The 22,419-nt window shown below is 41.1% G+C and carries 21 protein-coding genes and 3 pseudogenes; 12 read left to right on the top strand and 12 right to left on the bottom strand.

What is annotated here, in order from left to right; genetic code table 11:
• The gene (locus tag PTE_RS13695; RefSeq protein WP_036847467.1) at nt 1-369 is read right to left on the bottom strand and encodes a hypothetical protein; all 369 of its coding nucleotides are present in this window, start codon (nt 367-369) and stop codon (nt 1-3) included.
• Nucleotides 370-459: 90 nt separating this feature from the next.
• Between PTE_RS13695 and PTE_RS26550 the strand changes: the two are divergent.
• The 3 genes and pseudogenes from PTE_RS26550 to PTE_RS13685 form a co-directional block, all read left to right on the top strand.
• Nucleotides 460-676 (top strand): annotated as a pseudogene (locus PTE_RS26550) (Tn3 family transposase); the annotation flags it as partial.
• Nucleotides 677-965: 289 nt separating this feature from the next.
• Nucleotides 966-1,661 (top strand): tRNA (adenosine(37)-N6)-threonylcarbamoyltransferase complex dimerization subunit type 1 TsaB, encoded by a 696-nt coding sequence (gene tsaB, locus PTE_RS13690; RefSeq protein WP_036847464.1) that lies wholly within the window; start codon nt 966-968, stop codon nt 1,659-1,661.
• 112 nt (nt 1,662-1,773) lie between these two features.
• Nucleotides 1,774-2,355: a Slp family lipoprotein gene (locus PTE_RS13685; RefSeq protein ID WP_036847462.1), complete on the top strand. Its 582-nt coding sequence runs from the start codon at nt 1,774-1,776 to the stop codon at nt 2,353-2,355.
• An 85-nt stretch (nt 2,356-2,440) separates the two neighbouring features.
• Here the strand turns inward: PTE_RS13685 and PTE_RS13680 are convergent, their stop codons facing one another.
• A complete protein-coding gene (locus tag PTE_RS13680; RefSeq protein WP_036847460.1) occupies nt 2,441-2,746 on the bottom strand; it encodes a hypothetical protein in 306 nt (101 codons plus the stop codon).
• 354 nt (nt 2,747-3,100) lie between these two features.
• Between PTE_RS13680 and fadD the strand changes: the two genes are divergently transcribed.
• Both fadD and rnd read left to right on the top strand, forming a co-directional pair.
• Nucleotides 3,101-4,789, top strand: coding sequence for a long-chain-fatty-acid--CoA ligase FadD (fadD, locus tag PTE_RS13675; protein WP_036847457.1), 1,689 nt, complete (start codon nt 3,101-3,103; stop codon nt 4,787-4,789).
• An 89-nt stretch (nt 4,790-4,878) separates the two neighbouring features.
• Nucleotides 4,879-6,006: a ribonuclease D gene (gene rnd, locus PTE_RS13670; RefSeq protein WP_036847454.1), complete on the top strand. Its 1,128-nt coding sequence runs from the start codon at nt 4,879-4,881 to the stop codon at nt 6,004-6,006.
• 158 nt (nt 6,007-6,164) lie between these two features.
• Here rnd and minE read toward each other — a convergent pair whose 3' ends face one another.
• The 3 genes from minE to minC are packed head-to-tail and all read right to left on the bottom strand — an operon-like array spanning nt 6,165 to nt 7,957.
• Nucleotides 6,165-6,434, bottom strand: coding sequence for a cell division topological specificity factor MinE (gene minE, locus PTE_RS13665; RefSeq protein WP_023045613.1), 270 nt, complete (start codon nt 6,432-6,434; stop codon nt 6,165-6,167).
• 3 nt (nt 6,435-6,437) lie between these two features.
• Complete coding sequence (minD, locus tag PTE_RS13660) at nt 6,438-7,250, bottom strand: septum site-determining protein MinD (protein WP_036847452.1); 813 nt, start codon at nt 7,248-7,250, stop codon at nt 6,438-6,440.
• Between the two features lie 23 nt (nt 7,251-7,273).
• Entirely contained in the window at nt 7,274-7,957 is a 684-nt protein-coding gene (minC, locus tag PTE_RS13655) for a septum site-determining protein MinC (RefSeq protein WP_036847449.1), read from the bottom strand.
• A 139-nt stretch (nt 7,958-8,096) separates the two neighbouring features.
• Here minC and PTE_RS13650 point away from each other — a divergent pair, with 139 nt between their 5' ends.
• The 4 genes from PTE_RS13650 (at nt 8,097) to PTE_RS13635 (ending at nt 10,496) form a co-directional block, all read left to right on the top strand.
• Nucleotides 8,097-8,369, top strand: coding sequence for a YcgL domain-containing protein (locus PTE_RS13650; protein WP_036847446.1), 273 nt, complete (start codon nt 8,097-8,099; stop codon nt 8,367-8,369).
• 174 nt (nt 8,370-8,543) lie between these two features.
• Nucleotides 8,544-9,200 carry a fumarylacetoacetate hydrolase family protein gene (locus PTE_RS13645; protein ID WP_036847443.1) on the top strand — a complete coding sequence of 219 codons (657 nt, stop codon included), beginning with the start codon at nt 8,544-8,546 and terminating at the stop codon, nt 9,198-9,200.
• 21 nt (nt 9,201-9,221) lie between these two features.
• Nucleotides 9,222-9,656: a YcgN family cysteine cluster protein gene (locus tag PTE_RS13640; RefSeq protein ID WP_036847441.1), complete on the top strand. Its 435-nt coding sequence runs from the start codon at nt 9,222-9,224 to the stop codon at nt 9,654-9,656.
• Nucleotides 9,657-9,857: 201 nt separating this feature from the next.
• Nucleotides 9,858-10,496, top strand: a complete 639-nt coding sequence (locus tag PTE_RS13635) for a hypothetical protein (RefSeq protein WP_036847440.1) — start codon at nt 9,858-9,860, stop codon at nt 10,494-10,496.
• A 184-nt stretch (nt 10,497-10,680) separates the two neighbouring features.
• Here PTE_RS13635 and hslJ read toward each other — a convergent pair whose 3' ends face one another.
• Together hslJ and PTE_RS13625 are read right to left on the bottom strand one after the other, a co-directional pair.
• Entirely contained in the window at nt 10,681-11,106 is a 426-nt protein-coding gene (gene hslJ, locus PTE_RS13630; protein ID WP_036847438.1) for a heat shock protein HslJ, read from the bottom strand.
• A 22-nt stretch (nt 11,107-11,128) separates the two neighbouring features.
• Nucleotides 11,129-12,133, bottom strand: coding sequence for a 2-hydroxyacid dehydrogenase (locus tag PTE_RS13625; RefSeq protein ID WP_036847436.1), 1,005 nt, complete (start codon nt 12,131-12,133; stop codon nt 11,129-11,131).
• A gap of 241 nt (nt 12,134-12,374) precedes the next feature.
• On the opposite strand from PTE_RS13625, the gene PTE_RS25755 reads away from it, so the two are divergent.
• Nucleotides 12,375-12,536, top strand: a complete 162-nt coding sequence (locus PTE_RS25755; RefSeq protein WP_152962137.1) for a hypothetical protein — start codon at nt 12,375-12,377, stop codon at nt 12,534-12,536.
• Nucleotides 12,537-12,561: 25 nt separating this feature from the next.
• On the opposite strand, the gene PTE_RS13620 is transcribed toward PTE_RS25755, so the two are convergent.
• Nucleotides 12,562-13,164 carry an FMN-dependent NADH-azoreductase gene (locus tag PTE_RS13620; protein WP_036847435.1) on the bottom strand — a complete coding sequence of 201 codons (603 nt, stop codon included), beginning with the start codon at nt 13,162-13,164 and terminating at the stop codon, nt 12,562-12,564.
• A gap of 265 nt (nt 13,165-13,429) precedes the next feature.
• Here PTE_RS13620 and hrpA point away from each other — a divergent pair.
• Nucleotides 13,430-17,161, top strand: a pseudogene (hrpA, locus tag PTE_RS13615) (ATP-dependent RNA helicase HrpA); the annotation flags it as partial.
• Nucleotides 17,162-17,323: 162 nt separating this feature from the next.
• On the opposite strand, the gene PTE_RS13610 reads toward hrpA, so the two are convergent.
• A complete protein-coding gene (locus PTE_RS13610) occupies nt 17,324-17,521 on the bottom strand; it encodes a nucleotidyltransferase family protein (RefSeq protein ID WP_425339431.1) in 198 nt (65 codons plus the stop codon).
• A gap of 416 nt (nt 17,522-17,937) precedes the next feature.
• Here PTE_RS13610 and PTE_RS27285 point away from each other — a divergent pair.
• Nucleotides 17,938-18,024: pseudogene (locus tag PTE_RS27285) on the top strand (hypothetical protein); the annotation flags it as partial.
• A gap of 59 nt (nt 18,025-18,083) precedes the next feature.
• Here PTE_RS27285 and PTE_RS13605 read toward each other — a convergent pair.
• From PTE_RS13605 to PTE_RS13595, 3 genes are read right to left on the bottom strand one after another with little or no spacing between them, the layout of a single operon-like run.
• Nucleotides 18,084-19,076 carry a fimbrial protein gene (locus PTE_RS13605; protein WP_036847432.1) on the bottom strand — a complete coding sequence of 331 codons (993 nt, stop codon included), beginning with the start codon at nt 19,074-19,076 and terminating at the stop codon, nt 18,084-18,086.
• Between the two features lie 19 nt (nt 19,077-19,095).
• Nucleotides 19,096-21,636: a fimbria/pilus outer membrane usher protein gene (locus tag PTE_RS13600; protein WP_036847430.1), complete on the bottom strand. Its 2,541-nt coding sequence runs from the start codon at nt 21,634-21,636 to the stop codon at nt 19,096-19,098.
• A 42-nt stretch (nt 21,637-21,678) separates the two neighbouring features.
• Nucleotides 21,679-22,353, bottom strand: coding sequence for a fimbrial biogenesis chaperone (locus PTE_RS13595; RefSeq protein ID WP_051477405.1), 675 nt, complete (start codon nt 22,351-22,353; stop codon nt 21,679-21,681).
• Nucleotides 22,354-22,419 lie beyond the last annotated feature (66 nt).

Below are 22,419 nucleotides of genomic sequence, written 5' to 3'. Positions count from 1 at the left end.
TCACCTCCGGACTTTCATATTAATGATAGATATAAAAAGAACGATAATGAAAAAACCACCAAGCAAAATAGTGTAGGCAGAGTGTTGATAGTCCATAGCTGCACTTATAATCGGAACAGTAATAAAACTACCAATCCGCCAAAATAGACCGACATCCTCATTTGCTGTAAGAAGCATGCTATTGTGAAAGTTATTGCTAATATTACAGTTGAACTGAGGTACATTTTTATCAAAAAAACCAACCTTTTTAAGCTCATTTAGAAGGACAAGAGATAAAAAAGAAGACTCCTTATGCTCAATTAATTTTTTTAAATAATCATTATTATCCCAATGAATAGGAGCAATTTCATTAAATGCCTTTCGCGCCAAGTCGGTATATGATTATAGTCACAAAACCCAGCGAGTCAAATCTTCAATGAGGGGGTACTGTTTTGAGTATACCTTCGTATTATTGAACTATTATTCAGTCATTTTATATCCTGTGGAGTCTGGGAGACTGTTTATATTCTTGATGCTTTATTACTTAACAAATCCGTCTATCAACCTGATATATTACATGCGGGATACTCAGGGGCAGAGTGAGCCTGTTTTTGCTTTGGCATATCTGCTCGGAATAAAACTTTTTCCCCGAATGAGAAACTGGAGCGATGTAGTATTTTATTGCCCTTCAAAGGAGCATTTTAGTGATTCAGCGAGTATGTCCCGAAGCCGGTCAGGCGAGTTCATTGTCGTGGTATGATAATTAAGGATGTTCCATATTGAGGCAGTAGAATTACGTTAAGAAGTGATGGAGGACAGGCAAATTTACTTCTCTTCTGTCTGATAACTCATAAAGACACCGCTACCCTGTGTGTACATGTGGCAAGGAGTAATAGCCTTCTTATGGTTGCCAATTGGGTAAAACAGGCCAGGCTATGATAAGATAGCGCCTTATTTCGAATCATATTTCTTGCCGAGGTTAAGGCATGTCCACACGAATTCTGGCTATTGATACTGCAACGGAAGCCTGTTCTGTTGCTCTTTGGAATAATGGCGCCGTTCTGGCACAGTTTGAAATTTCTCCACGTGAACACACACAACGTATTTTACCTATGGTTCAGTCTGTTTTGGCTGAATCGGGTATCAGCTTACAGCAACTTGATGCTTTGGCTTTTGGCCGTGGGCCAGGTAGTTTTACCGGTGTACGTATTGGTGTTGGTATTGCTCAGGGTTTAGCTCTGGGGGCTGAACTGCCGGTTATTGGGGTTTCAACGCTTAATACAATGGCTCAAGGTGTTTTTCGTCTGACAGGGGTAACTCAGGTATTAACTGCTATTGATGCCCGGATGGGCGAAGTTTACTGGGGACAATATACCTGTGATCAGAAAGGTGAATGGCAAGGGAGTGAAACGGAAGCTGTGCTGAAACCGGAACAGGTTCAGGCGATCATGGCTCCGTTAAATGGTGGGTGGATGATCGCCGGAACCGGTTGGCAGGCTTATCCTCAGTTGATGGAAAGTCACTTAACGCTGACTGACAGCGGGATCATATTACCTCATGCTGAAGATATGTTACCTCTGGCTGTACAGATGTGGCAAAACGGTGAGATGACAGCCGTAGAACATGCTGAACCGATCTATTTGCGTAATGAAGTGACTTGGAAAAAATTACCGGGTCGTTAAGTATCGGTTGATGAAACTTGTAGTAAAAGAAAGTATCAAATAGACATAATTATTTTAAACATATGGTTATTTCAAACATCGTTGTTGGGCCAATTTTCAGGAGAAGGTGGTTATGTTAAGAGTAATAAACTGCCGGACTGGTTTTAAAGCGGCAATTTTGTTAGGTGTTGTTATGCTTACAGGTTGTATCACTATTCCTGATTCGGTCAAGGGAACATCACCAACGCCAGTTCAGGATCTGCTTTCTGTTAAGAATACGCCTGATCTGTTTATCGGCCAGGAAGGGAGATTTGGTGGTAAGGTGCTTGATGTGGTGAATGAAAATAACCGTACCCGCCTGGAAATATCGTCATTACCATTAGCATCTGATGCCAGTCCGAGATTGCATGAGCCTTCCATCGGTCGTATTTATGCTTATGTTAATAATTTCCTTGATCCGAATGACTTTAAAGGAAATTACATTACTGTCGTTGGCTCGGTCATGGGCGTAGAAAAGGGGAAAATTGGCAAGGCGGATTACGCTTATGTTGTGATTAATGTCACGGGTTATCAGCGTTGGAGGATTGCTCAACGGGTATTAATGCCTTCTGGCCCAGGGCCATGGAACTATTACGGTTATCCCTATTATTCAGGTTGGGGATGGGATGGGTATTATCCCGGCCTGGCACCTGTTGAGACTATTTTGATTGAGTAAGGTCATTTCAATACCGAGAGCTGTTGTTTTGTTAATGTGTGGCTTGTGACATTGTAACTTTATTTCTTAGTCGGAGCCGCCGCATTTATGTGGCGGTGATCCATGTAACTATTTCTTTGGTTCTAACGTTAATTTCATCGCAATTCTTGCACCTAAACCCGCAGTAATTTCTTTTTAGGGCAAATCCGACCTGTTTTTGATCAATTTCAGCGATCCAAAGCTGTTGTTCCTGGATGGCTGATTCAATTTCATACAGGGACAGGGTTTTATCATAGAGTGCTTTTGGCAGTAATTCGTCTGGAAAAAGAGAAGCAGCTTGTAGTTCTATATTGTTAATAACAGTACTATCTTCATGGTTTCCCATTCTAACCGTTATGTTGTTTATAGTCATATTTTATTATCCTTAGTTTTTTAATAATGTATTGGAATAGATGAAAGCAATAAATGCTATTCCAAAAATGCTATCTTAAACGAAAAATAAGTAGGTCAATGTATAATCAATAGCAACTAAGTTAAATGTTAACTATGGCAATAATATACTGATTATAAAAAATAATTTACAGACGACACAGTTCTCTTTGTTTTTTGTATGTAAGGATTAACATGAAATTAGTGATGTGTATCTCAACCTGAACAATGTTTCTTTTTTACACTGGTACGCTGAGTTAATAATTTGTTAAAACAAAGCGTGCGTTATTTATTAGGCGAGTGATAACATAGCAATTGAAATTTCAGGAGTACTACCTTGGAGAAAGTCTGGCTAAAACACTATCCGGCGGATGTCCCTGCGGAAATTGACCCGGATCGTTATGCATCATTGGTTGAGATGTTTGAAAATGCTGTAGCGCACTATGCAGATCAGCCTGCGTACATCAACATGGGTGAGGTTATGACCTTCCGTAAGCTGGAAGAGCGTAGTCGGGCGTTTGCTGCTTATTTGCAAAATGGTTTGGGATTAAGTAAAGGGGATCGTGTTGCACTGATGATGCCAAACTTGTTGCAATATCCTGTTGCACTGTTTGGTGTTCTGCGTGCAGGTATGGTTGTCGTAAATGTAAACCCGATGTATACGCCACGCGAACTTGAACATCAGCTTAATGACAGCGGCACTTCAGCTATTGTGATTGTGTCCAACTTTGCCCATACACTGGAAAAGATCGTTTTTAATACCAAAGTTAAGCATGTTATTTTGACGCGTCTGGGCGATCAGCTATCCCGTCCTAAAGGTACGTTGGTTGATTTTGCTGTGAAATATATCAAACGACTGGTACCGAAGTATAATCTGCCTGATGCCATCTCATTCCGTAGTGCGATACACAAAGGCTATCGTATGCAATATGTAAAACCGGATATTAACGGCGCTGATTTGGCCTTTCTGCAATATACTGGCGGCACGACTGGCGTAGCTAAAGGTGCTATGTTGACGCACCGTAATATTCTGGCAAATCTTGAACAGTCAAAAGCGGTTTATTCACCATTACTGCATTCTGGTCAGGAACTGATAGTCACTGCGTTGCCTCTCTATCACATATTTGCATTATTGGTAAACTGTTTGCTACTTATTTACCTAGGGGGATGCAATCTTCTGATCACTAACCCGCGTGATATTGCCGGTACAGCTAAAGAGTTGAGCCGCTACCCGTTCACTTCTGTCACTGGGGTGAATACGTTGTTTAACGCTTGGTTGAATAATGAAGAATTTAGGAAGCTTGATTTCTCCTCATTACGTCTCGTTGTTGGCGGTGGTATGCCAGTACAGAAGGCGGTTGCTGAGAAATGGGCAGAAGTGACAGGAAGGCCTCTGCTAGAAGGCTATGGCCTGACAGAATGTTCACCATTAGTTTCCTGTAATCCTTATAACTCGAAACATTACACTGGCAGTATTGGTTTTCCAGTATCTTCAACTGAAATCAAACTCGTAGATGATGACGGTAATGAGATGCCGATAGGTCAGCAGGGGGAATTGTGGGTCCGTGGCCCACAGGTTATGGTTGGTTACTGGAATCGCCATGATGCGACAGAAGAAGTGTTGAAAGATGGCTGGGTAGCGACAGGTGATATTGCTAATGTTAATGAACAGGGTTTTATTCATATCGTAGACCGCAAAAAAGATATGATTTTGGTTTCTGGTTTCAATGTATATCCTAATGAAGTTGAAGATGTTGTATCAGCTCACCCGAAAGTGCTAGAGTCAGCAGCAGTTGGCATATCAAGTGAAAGTTCCGGTGAAACTGTCAAAGTGTTTGTGGTTCGAAGAGATCCCAGTTTGACCGAGGATGAGCTTAAAACGCATTGCCGTCGTTATCTGACAGGGTATAAAGTACCTAAGATCATTGAGTTCCGGGATGAATTGCCTAAATCTAATGTAGGTAAAATTCTCCGCAGAGAACTGCGCGATGAAGAGAAAAAGGTTAGGAATGCAGCTATAGCCTAACTCTCTTCATAATACTTATAAGTACGACAACGCCGGTTTCAGCCGGCGTTGTCGTGCTTATTACCATGAATGGCTAAGAGAACTATGTTTTGAATTATCAGTTGATCACCACAGATGCTCAGTTGCAACAAGTCTGCGAAAGAGCAAAACAATACTCAAAAGTAGCATTGGATACTGAATTTGTACGCACACGGACGTATTACCCACAATTAGGTTTGATACAACTGTATGATGGCGAACAACTTTCTCTGATAGATCCACTTAATATCACCAACTGGCAACCTTTTCGTGAATTAATTACTCATCCTCAGATATTGAAGCTGTTACATGCTGGCAGTGAGGATTTGGAAGTCTTTCTGAATGCTTTTCAATGCTTGCCGGAACCCATGATTGATACCCAGGTCCTGGCTGCGTTTATCGGACACCCTCTGTCATGTGGTTTTGCCGCGCTGGTGGCTGAATATATCCATGTTGAGTTGGATAAAAGCGAATCTCGCACTGACTGGCTTGCCCGCCCGTTAAGTGAAAAGCAGTGTGAATATGCAGCGGCGGATGTTTATTATCTGCTACCTTTGGCTGATATTCTGATGACTGCGACGGAGCAAGCTGGGTATATGAAGGCTGCGATGGGTGAGTGTGAGCTTATCAGCCGACGTCGCAAAGAGATATTGACACCGGAATGTGCTTATAAACAGATAGGCAATATCTGTCAATTACGTCCTCAACAGCTTGCGTGTTTGAAAAAACTGGCAGCATGGCGTTTGAATCAGGCCAGAGAGCGTGATTTAGCTGTGAACTTTGTTATTCGTGAAGAAAATTTGTGGCAGGTGGCGCGTTATATGCCAACCTCTTTGGCAGAATTGGATGCGCTGGGGTTAAGCGGGCAGGAGATTCGTTGTCATGGACGTCGCCTGTTGGCAATGGTTGCTGAAAGTGGAAATATCCCAGAAAGCGAATGTCCTCCGTTGGTGACAAACCTGATTGACCAACCTGGTTATCGTAAGGCGTTTAAGGATATTAAGGCGCTGATTAATCAGGTAAGTGAACAGCATCGGTTTAATTCTGAATTGCTGGCATCTCGTCGTCAGATTAATCAGTTACTCAGTGTTCACTGGAAATTGAAGCAATTAAATGGCAAATCTGAACTGCTTAGTGGATGGCGGGGAGAATTGCTGGCTGGGCCAGTTGCAGAAATTCTGGCGAACTATCCTGATTAACTAAATATCAGATGAGAGCAACTGCTTTAGTCCGATGCCAGACTAAAGTGCGAGAGAGAGTGGGGTTCCCGTTTAGGGTTACCCCATCTCAGACAGTCACATAATGAGCTTGGTTACTTTGATGGTGATTAATGATAAAACAGCACGGTTTACCCACATTACTTTTGAGCTTCTTCTGTCTCAGGTAGTGTTATATTAAGTTCCAGCACAGAAATATCATCACCTTTCTGCTCAAATTGTACAGAGAGCATCTCAGGATCTACCTGTATATACTTACAGATTACCGCTAGGATATCCCGTTTCATGTCAGGCAGGTAAGCTGGTTCAGAATCACCACGGCGACGCTCTGCCACGATGATTTGCAGACGTTCTTTAGCGATATTTGCTGTCGTTTTTTTTCTCGACAGAAAGAAATCTAGCAAGGCCATGTTTTATCCCCCAAATAGGCGTTTTAAGAAGCCCTTCTTCTCTTCTTCAATAAAACGGAAAGGACGTTCTTCCCCCAATAAACGCTCAACAGTATCTGTATACGCTTTTCCTGCATCGGATTCCGTATCCAGAATGACGGGTTCCCCTTGGTTGGATGAACGCAGTACCGATTGATCTTCAGGAATAACACCAAGTAAAGGAATACATAAAATCTCCAGAACATCTTCCATACTGAGCATATCGCCACGGCTTACTCGGCCTGGATTATAGCGAGTCAGTAACAGATGTTCTTTAATGGAATCTTCACCGCGTTCAGCACGTCGTGATTTAGAGGCCAGAATGCCCAGAATACGATCTGAATCACGTACAGAAGAGACTTCAGGGTTCGTTGTGATAATCGCTTCATCAGCAAAGTAGAGTGCTATCAACGCACCACTTTCAATCCCTGCCGGGGAATCACAGATAATAAAATCAAAACATTGTTTATCCAGATCGACTAAAACTTTCTCAACACCTTCAGGAGTGAGCGCGTCTTTATCGCGGGTTTGCGATGCCGGTAAGATGTAAAGGTTTTCGGTACGTTTATCTTTGATTAATGCCTGATTAAGCGAGACGTCACCTTGGATAACGTTCACGAAGTCATAAACTACGCGGCGTTCACATCCCATAATCAGATCGAGGTTACGCAGACCGATATCAAAATCGATGACAACGGTTTTTTTACCTCTTTGGGCAAGGCCGGTAGCAATGGCCGCGCTTGAAGTGGTTTTGCCAACGCCACCTTTACCTGATGTAACAACAATAATGCGTGCCATGAAGCGATTCCTTATTAAAAGGGCTAGATTAAAGGTTCAATAGTTAATTCATTATTTACCAGGCTAAGTTTTGCGGCTTTTCCTGCTAATTCAGTCGGGATTTTATCGCCGAGCCAATATTGCCCAGCTATAGAGATGAGCTCAGCGTTTAAATGGGTGCAAAAAACCAAACATTCCTGATCACCAGATGCGCCGGCTAATGCCCGGCCTCGCATCATGCCGTAGATATGAATATTGCCGTCCGCAATCAATTCAGCACCAGCACTAACATTACTGGTGACAATAAGATCACTGCCTTGGGCATAAATTCTTTGTCCTGAGCGAACAGGTAAATTAATTATGCGGGTTTTTTTAACAGTAGGCTCTGTTGGTTTATTTTCCTGTACCGAAGTTTTTTGTTTTTTGCCTTCATTTAGCAATGGTAAGGCGGCTTTTATTACCGCCCTGCGTTGCTGCTCATCACGGCAACCGCTAATTCCAACAACCCGGAATCCTGCTGAATCAATAGCGTGATGCAGTGCTTTCAGATCAGCGCCTGCCGGCAGAGCGGAGATATTAATGACAACAGGCGCATTTTTCAGGAAATCCGGTGCTTGTTCCACTTTTTCCTGTAGGGCCTGTAGAATAATTTCCGGTTGGTCATTGTGTAAATGAACAACTGAAAGCGTAAAATTACTGCCTTTTAGCTCAATTGGCGACTGTGACATCTATCCTGACTCAGATTCAGCAAATTTGAGATCCCCCAGAACAACATCTGGGATACGATATTTCGAAATACAATAAGCATGTTATAATTACTAAATTATTCAAGCAAGTCGTGGCCTTAATTTAAAAGAGTTTATTATAATGATTTGTGTGATCTACAGCAGCCCGAAACGGGAGCAAACATATCTTTATGTTGAAAAAAGAGATAATTTTTCTCGTGTTCCTGAGGAGTTACTAAAAAGTTTTGGTCAGCCTCAATACGCAATGATGATCTCCCTGGCAGACAGAAAGAAACTGGCGGGTGCTGATATAGAAAAAGTAAAAATATCGTTAATTGAACAGGGTTTTTACCTGCAAATCCCACCCCCGGCCGAAAATTTAATGAATGCACATCTGGAACAGATGAAAAAATAAGAAAAATCCGAGGATTTGGTGAGTGGAATTAACCGTTATTGCAGTTTTATTAACCACTGCAATATTAACGGGCGTGGTGTTTTTTTCCCATTGATGTTGAGTTATGGCTGATAGGGTAGTGCAATAAATGCTATAATCAGGGGTATGCCTGATAAACCAGAGTAAGGAATGAGTATGTATCAGCATAGAGACTGGCAGGGCGCATTACTGGATCTTCCCGTCAATAAAGTTGTTTGCGTTGGCAGTAATTACGCTAAACATATTAAAGAAATGGGTTCTCAGCCAGCGGAAGAACCCATTGTTTTTATTAAACCGGAAACTGCATTGTGTGATATACATCAGCCGATTGCGATTCCAAAAGATTTGGGTGCTGTTCATCACGAAGTTGAACTGGCTGTGTTGATTGGTACACAGCTGAAACAAGCAAATCAAGAGCGTGTTGGCATTGCGATCGCCGGTTTTGCTGTTGCATTGGATCTTACTTTGCGTGATTTACAGTCCAAATTCAAGAAAGCAGGTCAGCCGTGGGAAAAAAGTAAGGCGTTTGATGGTTCTTGTCCGATATCTGGGTTCATTCGGATGAGCAGTTTTGGTGATCCACAAAATACCCGGCTCTCATTGACGGTCAATGATGAATTACGGCAGAACGGTGATACCAATGACATGTTGACACCCATCATTCCTCTGATCAGCCATATGTCTCACTTTTTCACTTTGCGGCCGGGAGATGTGATTCTTACCGGGACACCGGAAGGTGTTGGAGTTCTGGAATCCGGTGATGTGTTAAAGATCACTTTGAATGATAATGCGCTCACTACAAGAGTGATTTGAATATAAGGAATAGCAGAAGTTATGTCTCAACCTTTCTGGCAGGTAAAAACCCTGGATCAGATGACGGATAAAGAATGGGAATCGCTATGTGATGGTTGTGGGCAATGCTGTCTACATAAATTAATGGATGATGATACCGATGAAATTTATTTTACTAACGTTGCCTGTAATCAACTTAATATAAAAACTTGTCAATGCAAAAATTACGAAGATCGTTTCAGATACGAACCGGATTGTATCAAACTGACTCGCTACAATTTGCCAACGTTTGAATGGTTGCCAATGACTTGTGCATATCGTTTGCTTGCAGAAGGGAAGACATTGTTACCCTGGCATCCACTGATTAGAGGGTCTAAATCAGCAATGCATAGCGAAAGAATCTCTGTCAGGCATATCGCTGTACGAGAAATTGATGTTGTGGAATGGGAAGACCATATTATTAATAAACCTGAATAATGATTTAACTAACTGTAATTTAATAAATTATTTTTCTATTACTCTTATTATGTCTTCTCCCAAATGGGATCTGGCCCTAAAACTCAGTTATTCAGTACATGTATCCACCAAAAATGAACTAAAGGTTGATTGTATATAATTGCATCTATACTATTACCTAAAGGTAATTAAACCTGTGGTTTATTAGAGGAAGCATAAAATATGCCAAGACATTCGGAAAACATAGAAAAAATTACCAATGATTTCAGCCACCTGAATGAGCCAGAGCTCAATCGTACCCTGTATGATGTTTTTGATTCCTCTGGTACTGATATTGTGAATGATGTGGATGAACTCATTCTTCCACCAGGCTACCGATTGGTCAGAGTTGATAGTCGGTTAGATTTGGATATAGATGAGCCCCATTTTGAATTGGCGTTACTCAGTGATGACGCTAAGGAAGTTGTTTATTACAACAAAGTTATTGTGATGAATGACTTGGTGCTTAACTGTCGTCCTGCATCTCAGACGCTTGTGTGGAGAACGAAGAAACCAAAACATAAAGCGGCATTAAGTGATTTAGCAGCTAAAATCTTTTTTCACTATCTGATTAGAACACATGATGTCGCTGCTTCAAACGTCAATCAAATAATAGACGATATCTCTTTCTGGCAAGCTCGAATGTATGAAGCATTACAGTTTGGGCTTTATGTTTATGGTTATGATGTTATGACTTGTGAACTGAGAAATATCTTAACTGAGGATGATGTTGGTAAAGAGCAGAGTTGGTTGTGGGGCGATGCAGAATATTATATGGATAGGTTAGCCATTATTTCCAAGATTAAGCTTCCTAATAAATAGTGAATTAATAGAAAACAATTCTAACTTTTTATGGGTTTTGCCACACACGCCGCTTAGTTGCGGCTTTTTTTATTAAATTGACGACATATTGCTGTAGAACAGTTCAGATGGCGAGGTTAATCCAACTGTAGGCTTAAAATGCCGGAAAGCGCTTTCCGGCACCTGAAACTAACTTACTTTCTGATTACTGGACATAATCCTTTAGTTTATAAACCAGTTTATTGCCATGGTTGGACAGGGTCAGCTTTTGATCTTTCAGTGTGACTCTGACGCCATCTTCTAATACCTTACCAATCAAGTGATCCCATCTGTTCAATTTATCATCTGAGCAAAGCATCTGAGTGCTGGCCAGATTTTTAACTGTCAGTACACCATTTTTCAGCTTACCCTGACCCATAAAGTTATTACACATGGAGCCGGAGATATGCAGTTTTTCACCGAATTCAATGGATGGTACGCGACCATCTTGATTTTTCGCGACTTCGCCATTAACGCTCACCAGAACAAATCTGTGATGTAGTAAATCATCGACTGACACGTTTTCTGTCGCTGAAGCCTGAAATGTGGCTAACAATAAAGTGGCTGTTGCCAAAGGTAGTATTTTTTTCATATTTATCTCCTAATATATTATTTTAAGGGTACTTACTAACAATGTTCGGGCAATTTTTCCCGTTGATTAATTGCTGGATATTTCTCAGCGTAGTTTCACTGATACTGGTCAAGGCTTCTTCTGTCAGAAATGCCTGATGACCGGTAAACAGCACGTTATGACATGAAGACAAGCGACGAAAAATATCATCCTGAATCACGTCATTAGATTTGTCTTCAAAGAAGAGGTCGCGTTCATTTTCATAAACGTCCATACCCAGAGCGCCAATTTTTTGCTGTTTTAATGCGTTAATAGCGGCTACGGAATCAATCAGAGCGCCACGGCTGGTATTAACGATCATGACGCCGTTTTTCATTTTGCTGAAAGCAAGTTCATTCAGCAGATGATAGTTTTCTGATGTCAGCGGACAATGAAGGGATATCACATCGGATTGCGCATACAGTGTATCCAGATCGACATATTCAGCACCGAGATCCAAAACAGCTTGATTAGGGTATGGATCACAGGCTAACAGGCGCATGCCGAACCCTTTGAGGATACGTAGAGTTGCGACACCAATCTTACCTGTTCCAATAATTCCCGCTGTACGGTTGTGCATATTGAAACCAATCAGGCCATCAAGAGAAAAATTGGCGTCACGGGTGCGTTGATAAGCCCGATGAATACGGCGGTTTAAACACAGGATTAATCCAATGGTATGTTCAGCAACTGCCTCAGGAGAATAGGCCGGAACCCGAACAACCTGAATGCCCAATTCTTTAGCTGCGTCCAAATCGACATTATTAAAACCTGCACAACGCAGTGCGAGGATTTTTATATTCATTCCAGCCAATTCTTCAAGTACTTCACGATCAGCATTATCGTTAACGAAAATACAAACAGCATCTGCACCGATAGCATTTTTGGCAGTTTTTGAACTGAGAGGAAAATCGAAAAACTCAAAATCATAATCAAACCCGAGCTTTTGATTAACCAGCTCCAGATGTTTATAGTCATACTGTTTGGTACTGTAAACGACTAATTTCATGGAATTATCTCCGTCATAATTTAAGTAGCTAATAAATTGTTTAGGACTTAAATTATTGCTGACGTAAAGGATTAAATAAACCGATAAATTAAGTAACGCTATAAGGGTATTGCTTGTTGTTTTCCTACATGTTCAACAAAATTTACTTAATAATCAATATCTTAGTTTGAGATGTGTCTACTAAATTATGGAATAACAATAGAAGTAACCGATCTAAGGCTTAATAAGGAGAGGCAATAATTTGATAATCAAAAGAGGCATTGTACTGATGCCATTGGTGGTGCTGATGGTATGGTTTTCTATTCCCCATTGGTTATTCAAGGTTTCTGGTTACCTCAGGGAAATGGTTGAAGAAATAAAAGCGCACCGGGAGGTGCGCAAAATGCAGCAATATAATATATAGGTAATGTATGAATAGAGTGTAATTATCAGGCAGTCATTTTTTCCAGAACTTCACGTGCAGTTTGTTGCGCTTGATTTGCGGCATCAGGGCTTAATCCTACACCTTCAGCAAACACAAACTCCACATCAGTAAGACCAATGAATCCGAGGAAAAGGCGCAAATAAGGCACTAACAGATCACTGGGACCGTCTTTATGAATTCCTCCTCGGCTAGTCAGGATAATTGCGCGTTTGCTTTTTACCAGACCTTCAGGGCCATTCTCGGTATAACGGAAGGTGACGCCAGCACGGGCTATCAGGTCAAAATAGTTTTTCAGTTGGGTTGGAATGTGAAAATTGTACATAGGTGCAGTCATAACAATGATGTCATGATCCTGCAATTCCGCAATAAGTTCATCAGATAACGCCAATACCTCTTTCTGACGGGTAGTCATTTCATTACCTTTTGGACGTAATGCATGAACCAGTTCGTTATCCAGAACAGGAATAGGTTGTGCAGCCAGATCACGTATTGTGATACTGTCGTCAGCATGGTTGGCTTGCCATTTTTCAATAAAGAAATCTGCCATTTGGTTAGTGTGTGAATGCTGCGCCATAATGCTGGATTTCAGAACCAGAACTTTACTCATTTTTATTCCTTAAATTAACTTTTGTTCGTTCACTTGTTAATCACGATACAGTTATTCTATGAGTTATTATCTTCTGGTAATAGATCAATATTTAGAGATTAGCATTCAAATTTATTGAATAACATTTATCTGTGTTGACTATAGCAGCAGGAATACTCGCTGAAATTATTGCCAATAAATAGGATATGCTACTATGTCATCAGCAAAAACTGGCTAATCAGCAAAGTAAAAAGTCACTAAGGACTAAAATAAGGTGAAAGAGTCTCAGAAAATCATTAATCGTCAGGCCGTTTGTCCAACAATCAAATATCCAGAAAACCTGCCAGTCAGCCAGAAGAAAGATGATATCTACAAAGCTATTCGTGATCATCAGGTTGTGATTATTGCTGGCGAAACCGGTTCGGGTAAAACAACGCAGATCCCCAAAATTTGCCTCGAATTGGGCAGGGGAATAAAAGGATTGATTGGTCATACTCAACCCCGTCGGCTGGCTGCTCGCGCGGTTGCCAATCGCCTGGCGGAAGAGTTGGAAACCTCAGTGGGTTCAGCTGTAGGTTATAAAGTCCGTTTCAGTGATCATGTCAGTGATAATACGCTGGTTAAACTGATGACAGATGGTATTTTGCTGGCGGAACTGCAAAATGACAGACTGCTTAAACAGTATGACACGCTCATTATTGATGAGGCACATGAACGTAGTTTGAATATTGATTTTATTCTGGGCTACTTGCGTCAGTTATTGCCAAAACGTCCTGATCTGAAAGTAATCATCACTTCAGCGACTATCGATCCTGAACGTTTTTCTCGTCATTTTCATCATGCACCCATTATTGAAGTTTCTGGCCGAACTTATCCGGTAGAGGTGCGTTATCGGCCTGTAATAGCTGAAGACAGTGATGGAGAGCGGGATCAGCTTGAAGCAATTATTGATGCTGTTGATGAACTGGGCCGTGAAGGGCCTGGGGATATCCTGGTCTTTATGAGTGGTGAGCGGGAAATTCGTGATACAGCCGATGCTTTGAATAAATTGAATTTGCGTCATACCGAAGTATTGCCGCTGTTTGCACGTCTTTCTAATAGTGATCAGAACCGGATTTTTCAATCGCATGCCGGCCGAAGAATTGTGCTGGCCACTAACGTGGCAGAAACGTCTTTGACTGTACCGGGAATTAAATATGTGATTGATACCGGATATGCACGTATCAGTCGTTACAGTTATCGGACGAAAGTCCAGCGATTGCCGATTGAGCCAATATCTCAGGCATCGGCTAATCAGCGGAAAGGACGTTGTGGGCGTGTATCTGACGGGATTTGTATTCGCCTGTATTCAGAAGATGATTTCCTTTCACGGCCAGAGTTTACTGATCCAGAAATTTTGCGGACTAATTTGGCATCGGTCATTTTGCAAATGACATCCATTGGCCTTGGGGATATCGGCGCATTTCCATTTGTGCAACCGCCTGATAAACGTAATATTCAGGATGGTGTCCGGCTTCTGGAAGAGCTTGGGGCGATTGACCAGCACGCAACGGTGAAGGGTAATTACCGTCTGACATTAATAGGGCAGCAACTTGCTCAACTTCCGGTTGATCCCCGGTTGGCACGTATGGTACTGGAAGCCCGTCATCACGGTTGTGTGCGTGAAGTGATGGTAATTACTTCTGCGCTGTCTATTCAGGATCCAAGAGAGAGGCCACTGGAGAAACAGCAGGTTTCTGATGAGAAACATCGTCGGTTTGCCGACAAAGATTCTGACTTTATTGCATTTCTGAAATTATGGGATTTTCTGAAAGAGCAGCAAAAGGAGCTTTCTTCTTCGCAATTCCGCAAGCTTTGCCGTCAGGATTATCTTAACTATCTGAGAGTCAGAGAATGGCAGGACGTATATACCCAGTTACGACAAGTTGTAAAAGAAGTCGGTCTGCCGGTAAATAGTCAGGATGCAGATTATCGCAGTATTCATGTTTCGTTACTTTCTGGGCTGTTATCGCATATCGGCCAAAAAGATACAGATAAGCAGGAATATACTGGTGCGCGCAATGCTCGTTTTTCTATTTTTCCTGGCTCCGGCTTATTCAAAAAGCCACCTAAATGGGCAATGGTTGCGGAACTGGTTGAAACCAATCGTTTGTGGGGGCGTATTGCTGCGCGGATAGAACCTGAGTGGATTGAACCGTTAGCCACACATCTAGTGAAGCACCATTATAGCGAACCGCATTGGCAAAAATCGCAGGGTGCGACAATGGCTAAGGAGAAAGTCACTTTATATGGACTGCCAATTGTGGCGAGTCGTTTGATTAATTACAGTAAAATTGATCCAATGCTTTGCCGTGAATTGTTTATCCGCCATGCGCTGGTGGAAGGCGACTGGCAAACCCGGCATGCATTTTTCCGGGCGAATCTGAAATTACGTGAGGAAATTGAGGAGCTGGAACATAAATCCCGCCGTCGTGACATTCTGGTGGATGATGAAATCCTGTTCAGTTTCTATGATCAACGTATACCTCAGAGTGTGGTTTCTACGGGTCATTTCGATCGCTGGTGGTTGAAGACGAATAGAGCGCAACCGGACCTGCTCAACTTTGAAAAAAATATGTTGATCAAAGGTGATGCGGATAAAATCAGCGCGTTGGATTACCCTAATTATTGGTATCAAGATGCACTGAAATTACGGCTTAGTTATCAGTTTGAGCCGGGCACAGAAGCCGATGGTGTGACGGTTCATATTCCACTGCCGGTACTGAATCAGGTTAAAGATGCAGGGTTTGATTGGCAGATCCCAGGTATTCGCTATGATCTTGTCGTCGCTCTGATTAAATCATTGCCGAAACCGGTGCGGCGTAATTTTGTGCCGGCGCCAAACTATGCTCAGGCATTTATGGAGCGGGTGCCTCAACCCCAATCCACTTTGTTGGATAGTCTTGAGAAAGAATTACGGCGTATGACTGGTGTGACAGTGTCACGTGATGATTGGCAGTTAGCACAAGTGCCCGATCACCTCAAAATGACATTCCGGGTGGCAGGAGAAAAGAACCGGGCTATCGCTGAAGGCAAAGATTTAGCAGCGCTGAAATTACGATTGAAAGAGAAAGTTCAGGAGACGCTTTCAGCTGTTGCCGATGATGGTATTGAACAGAGTGGACTGCATATTTGGAGCTTCGGTGAATTACCGGAACGATATGAGCAAAAACGTGGAGGTTACTCTGTTAAAGCATTTCCGGCGCTGGTGGATGAAAAAGAGAGCATCGGTATCAGATTGTTTGAAACTGAACTGGAACAACAGACTGCCATGTGGGAAGGCACCCGTCGTCTGTTATTGCTAAATATTCCTTCACCCATTAAATATTTACATGAGAAATTGCCGAACAAATCCAAATTGGGGCTTTATTTTAATCCTTATGGCAAGGTATTGGATTTAATTGACGATTGTATCTCTTGTGGCGTTGATAAATTAATAGCGGGGAATGGTGGACCGGCTTGGAATGAACAGACTTTTATTCAACTACAGAATAAGGTTCGGGCTGAGTTGAATGATACCGTTGTGGAAATAGCCAGGCAGGTGGAACAGATACTCACCACTGTTTTTGCGATTAATAAGCGTCTTAAGGGTAGGGTTGATATTTCGCTGGCTCTGGCGTTATCTGATATCAAAGCACAGCTTTCTGGTTTAGTTTTCAGAGGATTTGTCACCGCTAATAGCTGGAAACGTTTACCGGATGTTTTGCGTTATTTGCACGGTATTGACCGTCGCCTTGAAAAATTGGCGATTGACCCACATAGGGATCGGACGCAAATGGGGCGAGTCGAGAATGTTCAGCAGCAGTGGCAACTATGGTTGGCGAAATTATCACTGCAACAGAAGCAGTTACCTGAGGTGCAAGAGATTCGTTGGATGATAGAAGAATTACGGATCAGTTTGTTTGCTCAGCAACTGGGTACGCCATATCCGATCTCTGATAAACGAATTTTGCAGAATATGGAACAGATTGCTTCCTAATTAAGGAGAGCGGTAAAGGCAGTTTACATTTCAGCAATATTGTTTTTTATAAGCCAGTAAAGCCACTTCTGAAAAAGAGGTGGCTAATAGCTGACACGAAGTTGCACGCATCCGTTGTAGCTTGTCGCATATGTTCGAAGTAGTCAGGGAGACAGTTCCCGTTCATATCGGCTGTGCCTCCGTAAGCACCTTAGCCCGGAATTTAGGTGGCAAGTCGGCAGGGGTCAACAGATCGACGTGTACGCCGAGCAGCGATTCTAGTTCGACTTGCAGACCACCTAAATCGAACAGTGTTGTACCGGGCAACGCATCGACTAACAGATCGAGGTCACTACCATCTTGGTCGGTGCCATGGAGCACTGAGCCAAAGATGCGCGGGTTTGCTGTGCGAAAGCGACTAGTAGCTTTCGCACCGCATTTCGTTTGAGCTCAAGAATAACGGATGGTTTCATGGGTACCTTTCCTTAATCGAAGTTCAACTCGTTGTAAAGAATACCTTTCTGGACATACCATTTCAAGAATGATATTCGTAAATTCTAATATTTTGATTTCCCGTATCGTACAAGAGTGCAGGATAGATTTATCTAAAATCTATATATTAAGAAATTTATTTTTAAATCTAACAAACGGTTTTAAAAGCATAATTTTATAATAAAAAGAAATTTTTTATAAATTAATTGATAAAATAAATAACTTAAGAATGGATAGTGGTTACAAAAAGGATAAGGTAAAAATAATATGGTTGAAGAAAAAATCATTTTAAGAAGACCCTTACAACTGATCTGGTAGACGCCGCCCGTAGCCTGAATATGAACTTATCGGCTACGCTGGATGAACTAATTCCCAAGATAGAAATAAAATAATTAAACAATAACACATCAGCTAAAAAATAAAATTTCTATAGCTGATGCAGGTTAATTTATCACTGATAAGTTAATGTCATTGTTGCGGTTGCATTTGCTTGACCGGGGGTAACATTGCGGTCTGTCTGGAAATAACGGGCTCGTAAAGGAATAGAATACTTCCCACCTGAATAGCTGTTACCGATATTGATTTGTGAGTGAATAATGACTGGTTGGTTGTTATAAAGGATTTGCATACCAACACCGGAAGCCGTTGTGCGATTATAATTCTGATCAAGTGCCCATACATGATTTAAGCTATTCTTTGCTTCTTTGCCATCAAGCATTAATTGAATTTGAACATTATCATCACAATCTAAAATAACCTCGAAATCTTTTCCTCCTGCGGTGCTGTTAACACCAGAAAAATCGCTTTTTTTGATATCGCCCATAGGAACAGTAATATTGGTATCTTTCAGCGAACAGCTTTTGGTAATAATCCGGGTGTTGCCTAAACGATAAGTATGAACGATGCGATCATTTACTCGTGCCTGAATTAATTGATCACTTTTGACCAAACCGGAGCCTGTTGTTGGTGCTATTTTTATCAACTGAATAGTCAGATAACCCCATGTATTACCGCAATACCAACGGTTTGAATGGTCACAACTTACAGGGTTATGAGTAATACGGGGTAGCCAATCCATGCCATAGCCAGGACCCCAGGTATTTATTCTGATACCCACACCGGGAACACCAGATTCGTAAATAGCATCCTTATTGTAATCTGCACTTTTATAGGCTGTATATCCCCATGATGTATTTATTCTTTTATCGCAATAGAAAACATTGCCTTTATTGTCTAATTCATCTGCACGATATTCGTAAATGGTTGTGCCAATAGGTTTATCTCTTGGAACATACAAGGTTCCAAAAGACAAATTAGTGATTTCTGGTTTAAATCCTTTATCAAATTGGCAATTAGTGGCAAAACTATAAGGGATAATTGCCAGACCAGAAAATAAGATGACGGCAACTAACAAACATTTAAACCTATTGTAATTACTGAGCATAGTGTTTTCCTGAAAATCGTTATTTGCAGTGTGCTTCTATTGTATAAATGCCAGATAAAGGGCTTTTTTCTGGCAGTTTGTAATGAGCTAAGCATTCCTGAATATCTTTATAACCCCATTTAACCAGTAACCGTCCACTATCGGGTAAACCAGTGAGATAAACTTGCCCTTCATGGCTGACCATAGCACTGTTTGCTTCATTAATCTCATGCTGTTTTTCTAACGTGACAATAGCACCAAAAGGAATCGGATTTTCTTGATAGTAAATATTTATCAACACCCTGTGGCCTATTCGGGTTTTGAAATTGGCCAGGACCAATGCCCCCTGAGTGGGAATGACTGTTTGGGCATTAGCGTCAATATCGACATTATCAGCTAATGAGTGGGTATCCAGCGCAATTCGGTTTTTACGGTAGCTGCTGACATAAGGAATAACGGCATACCCATTCCGGTCAGTGGTAATACCTACATTATTCTGGATCTTTATTCCTTGAGCGCCATCAGCCCGGACTAATGCCAGTGTATCTCCTAAATGTTGCGAAAGAGTAATGCCATATGGGTGAGCAACAATTCCTCCTTGAAGGCCATAATTCAGCTGGCGGGAATGATTATCATAGCTATAGCCGGCACTAAGCTGACCATAAGATCCTTTATATTCTGTGTGTATATGGCCGCCAGCTCCAGTACCGTGATTAGCATAACTCTGTTGTAAACTATAAATTAAATTATTATCCTCCAGTGCCGTACCACTTAAACCCACTTGGTGGGAAATATCCTTGTTTTTATTCGTATTCAAATTGTAACTGGCCCAGCTATTTTTTAGCCAGCGATCTAATGGAACCTGTATGCTGAATGAGAAAAGCTGTTCATTTTTATTCGTATCGGGGAGTTGATTATAGGTATAATTTAAACTGTAATTAATATTGTTATAATTGATGTTATAGCCTGCGTTGATATTACGTTCATAGCCATGTTGCTGCCAGTAATTTTGTTGAAAAGCAGATAGATATAAACTACCAAAATCCCCAATGGACTGATTAATATGCAATTGCAGTTTGCTTCTTTTATTGGTGCGATAGCGCCAGTCATTTTTATTGGGATTGTCTATATCATTAGCTTCTTTAAAGTCATAAAAGCCACGTGTCGAATAGCGATAACCTGCCAGAGTAAAATTAGTTCCGGTTAATGGAAGATCTTTTGCATATTGAAAGCGGTAAGATTGCCCTTTGGTACTTATATTTGATGGCAAATTGGTATTCGCATGTGTTATGTCAAAAGAGAGAGAACCAAATATACCAAAATTATAACCTGAGCCTAAAGCAACCGATTGATAATCTTTTGAAAAAATAGCCCCTCCATAGGTAGTGATATTATTGGAAAGGCCGTAGATTAGTGCTGCTTGGGAAAAATTAGGTTTTCGCCCACGATTATTTGATGATTGGTACTGACCCAGAGTGACTGAATATTGAATACCTCCTTCTCGTAACATGATAGGTATTGTGGAAAAAGATTGGATAGAGCGATGTTCCTGACCATCGGCTTCTTTAATAATAACTTCCAGGTTTCCACTTGTTGTCGTTGGGAAAAGGTCATTAATGACAAATGGACCCGGTGAAACATAAGTTTGATAAATGATATAACCGCTTTGTCTGATTGTGACCTGTGCATTACTTTGAGCAATTCCCCGGATAGTAGGGGCAAAACCTTTTAAGCTGTCTGGTAACATATTATCGTCAGAAGCTAATTGTAAGCCACGAAATTGGACGCCATCAAAAATATAGGAAGATGTAAAGCTGTCACCCAGCGTTAACTGTCCTTTTAGTGAATGGATATCCCGTTGTAAGTAGGTATTAATACTTTTCCAACTCTTATCGCGGCTGGTATAGGTGGAATAATTGCGCAGACGCCATGCTTGCCAATTAGCACCTGTTCGAAGATTCAGATAGTTGGTTTGTGTAGAGCCAGATGGATTGTCTTGCCAGGTATTGGAACCACTGTAATTGTAGTTAATTAATAATGAAGTTAACCCTTGCTGCCATAATTCAGGTGAAACATAACCTCTTGCCTGATTATTTAACATTGCTTGTGGAATACTGATATCTAACCTTTGTTGACCAAAATTAAAGACAGTGCTTGCTGATGGAATATATTGACCTAAATCAGACAGCTCTGTTTCTGGTGGTAAACTGATTAATTCTGGGAATGTGTCAATTTTTACCCCCATGTTCTGTAATTGCTGAATGGTTAGTTTAGGAAGTAATTTATTATTTACCATAGTAAAGTTCACGTTTCTGGTCTCTATTTTATCTTTATTAAGATAAATATCTACCCAGTAAATGCCAGGGGGTTGGTCATCCTGTGTAAAAATAGAGAGATCAATATCTTTAGGGGAACCAAAATGAGTTCCCACTTCTAACGCATGGATGTTGAAATAATCTTCAGAATAAGTTTTGGCAGAGTAAAAAAGTACTCCAACTGTCATAAATAATGGTAATGAGAGCCATGAATGTTCAATATCATATGATTTCTTATTAGTTTTATGCTGTGAGTACTTTTCCATAATTAACTTTCTAGCATAGAATAAATTTATGTGACTATTTTGTTAAATGATTATTTTTTCTTCGGCAGTGACGCCCCCAAAATCATTAATAACTTTCCAACTTACCTGCTTTATGTTATTTGCAGGCAGAGTCCAGCTTAGTTGACTAAAAGGTCTAATCATTCCCGCAGGTTTTATTTCATGTTGATCTATTTTAAGGTGAGAGAATGAGACAAAGTAAGGGGTAGGGTTTTCTGCGATTAACAAATTATTTTCCATTCTGAATTTGAGTTCTTTGTATGCAGTACTTGATTTTTCTGCCAAATTTGCAGGGCGGTAAAACAATTTAAATTTTGACTTAACTGTAATCTGTAATTGATTTTGATCTGATTTCACCGAGGTAGGAATAGACTTTACATTCAACCAAAAAAGTGATTCCCGATCTTCGGGTAGATTACTCCCTGTTTTTACAATCCGAAGAATATTTTCTTGACCTGCTGCGAGTTTAAATATTGGGGGAGTAACGATAAATGGGGTTTTCATATTATCGCTTTCATCTTGGATCCAAGACTGAATCAGATAAGGTGCATCTTTTTCCGGGTTGTTTATAGAAATGGATGCTTCCTTTTTATCACTTATGTAAATAACACGGGTTCCGCCAATGACGACACCTGCGATAGAAAAATTTATGCTGATAATATATAGAAATATCATAGTTAGTAGGCGTTGGAATTGCACGGTAATCTCTCCATTTTATCGTATTTTTATACGCTATCCTGTGGGATTTATGGGCATCCATGCCTC

It is taken from the genome of Photorhabdus khanii NC19 (genome assembly GCF_000517265.1).
In the GTDB taxonomy this organism is placed as follows: domain Bacteria; phylum Pseudomonadota; class Gammaproteobacteria; order Enterobacterales; family Enterobacteriaceae; genus Photorhabdus; species Photorhabdus khanii.
The sequence above is the reverse complement of the archived record's forward strand: the minus strand, read 5'-3'. Positions and strand labels throughout refer to the sequence as shown.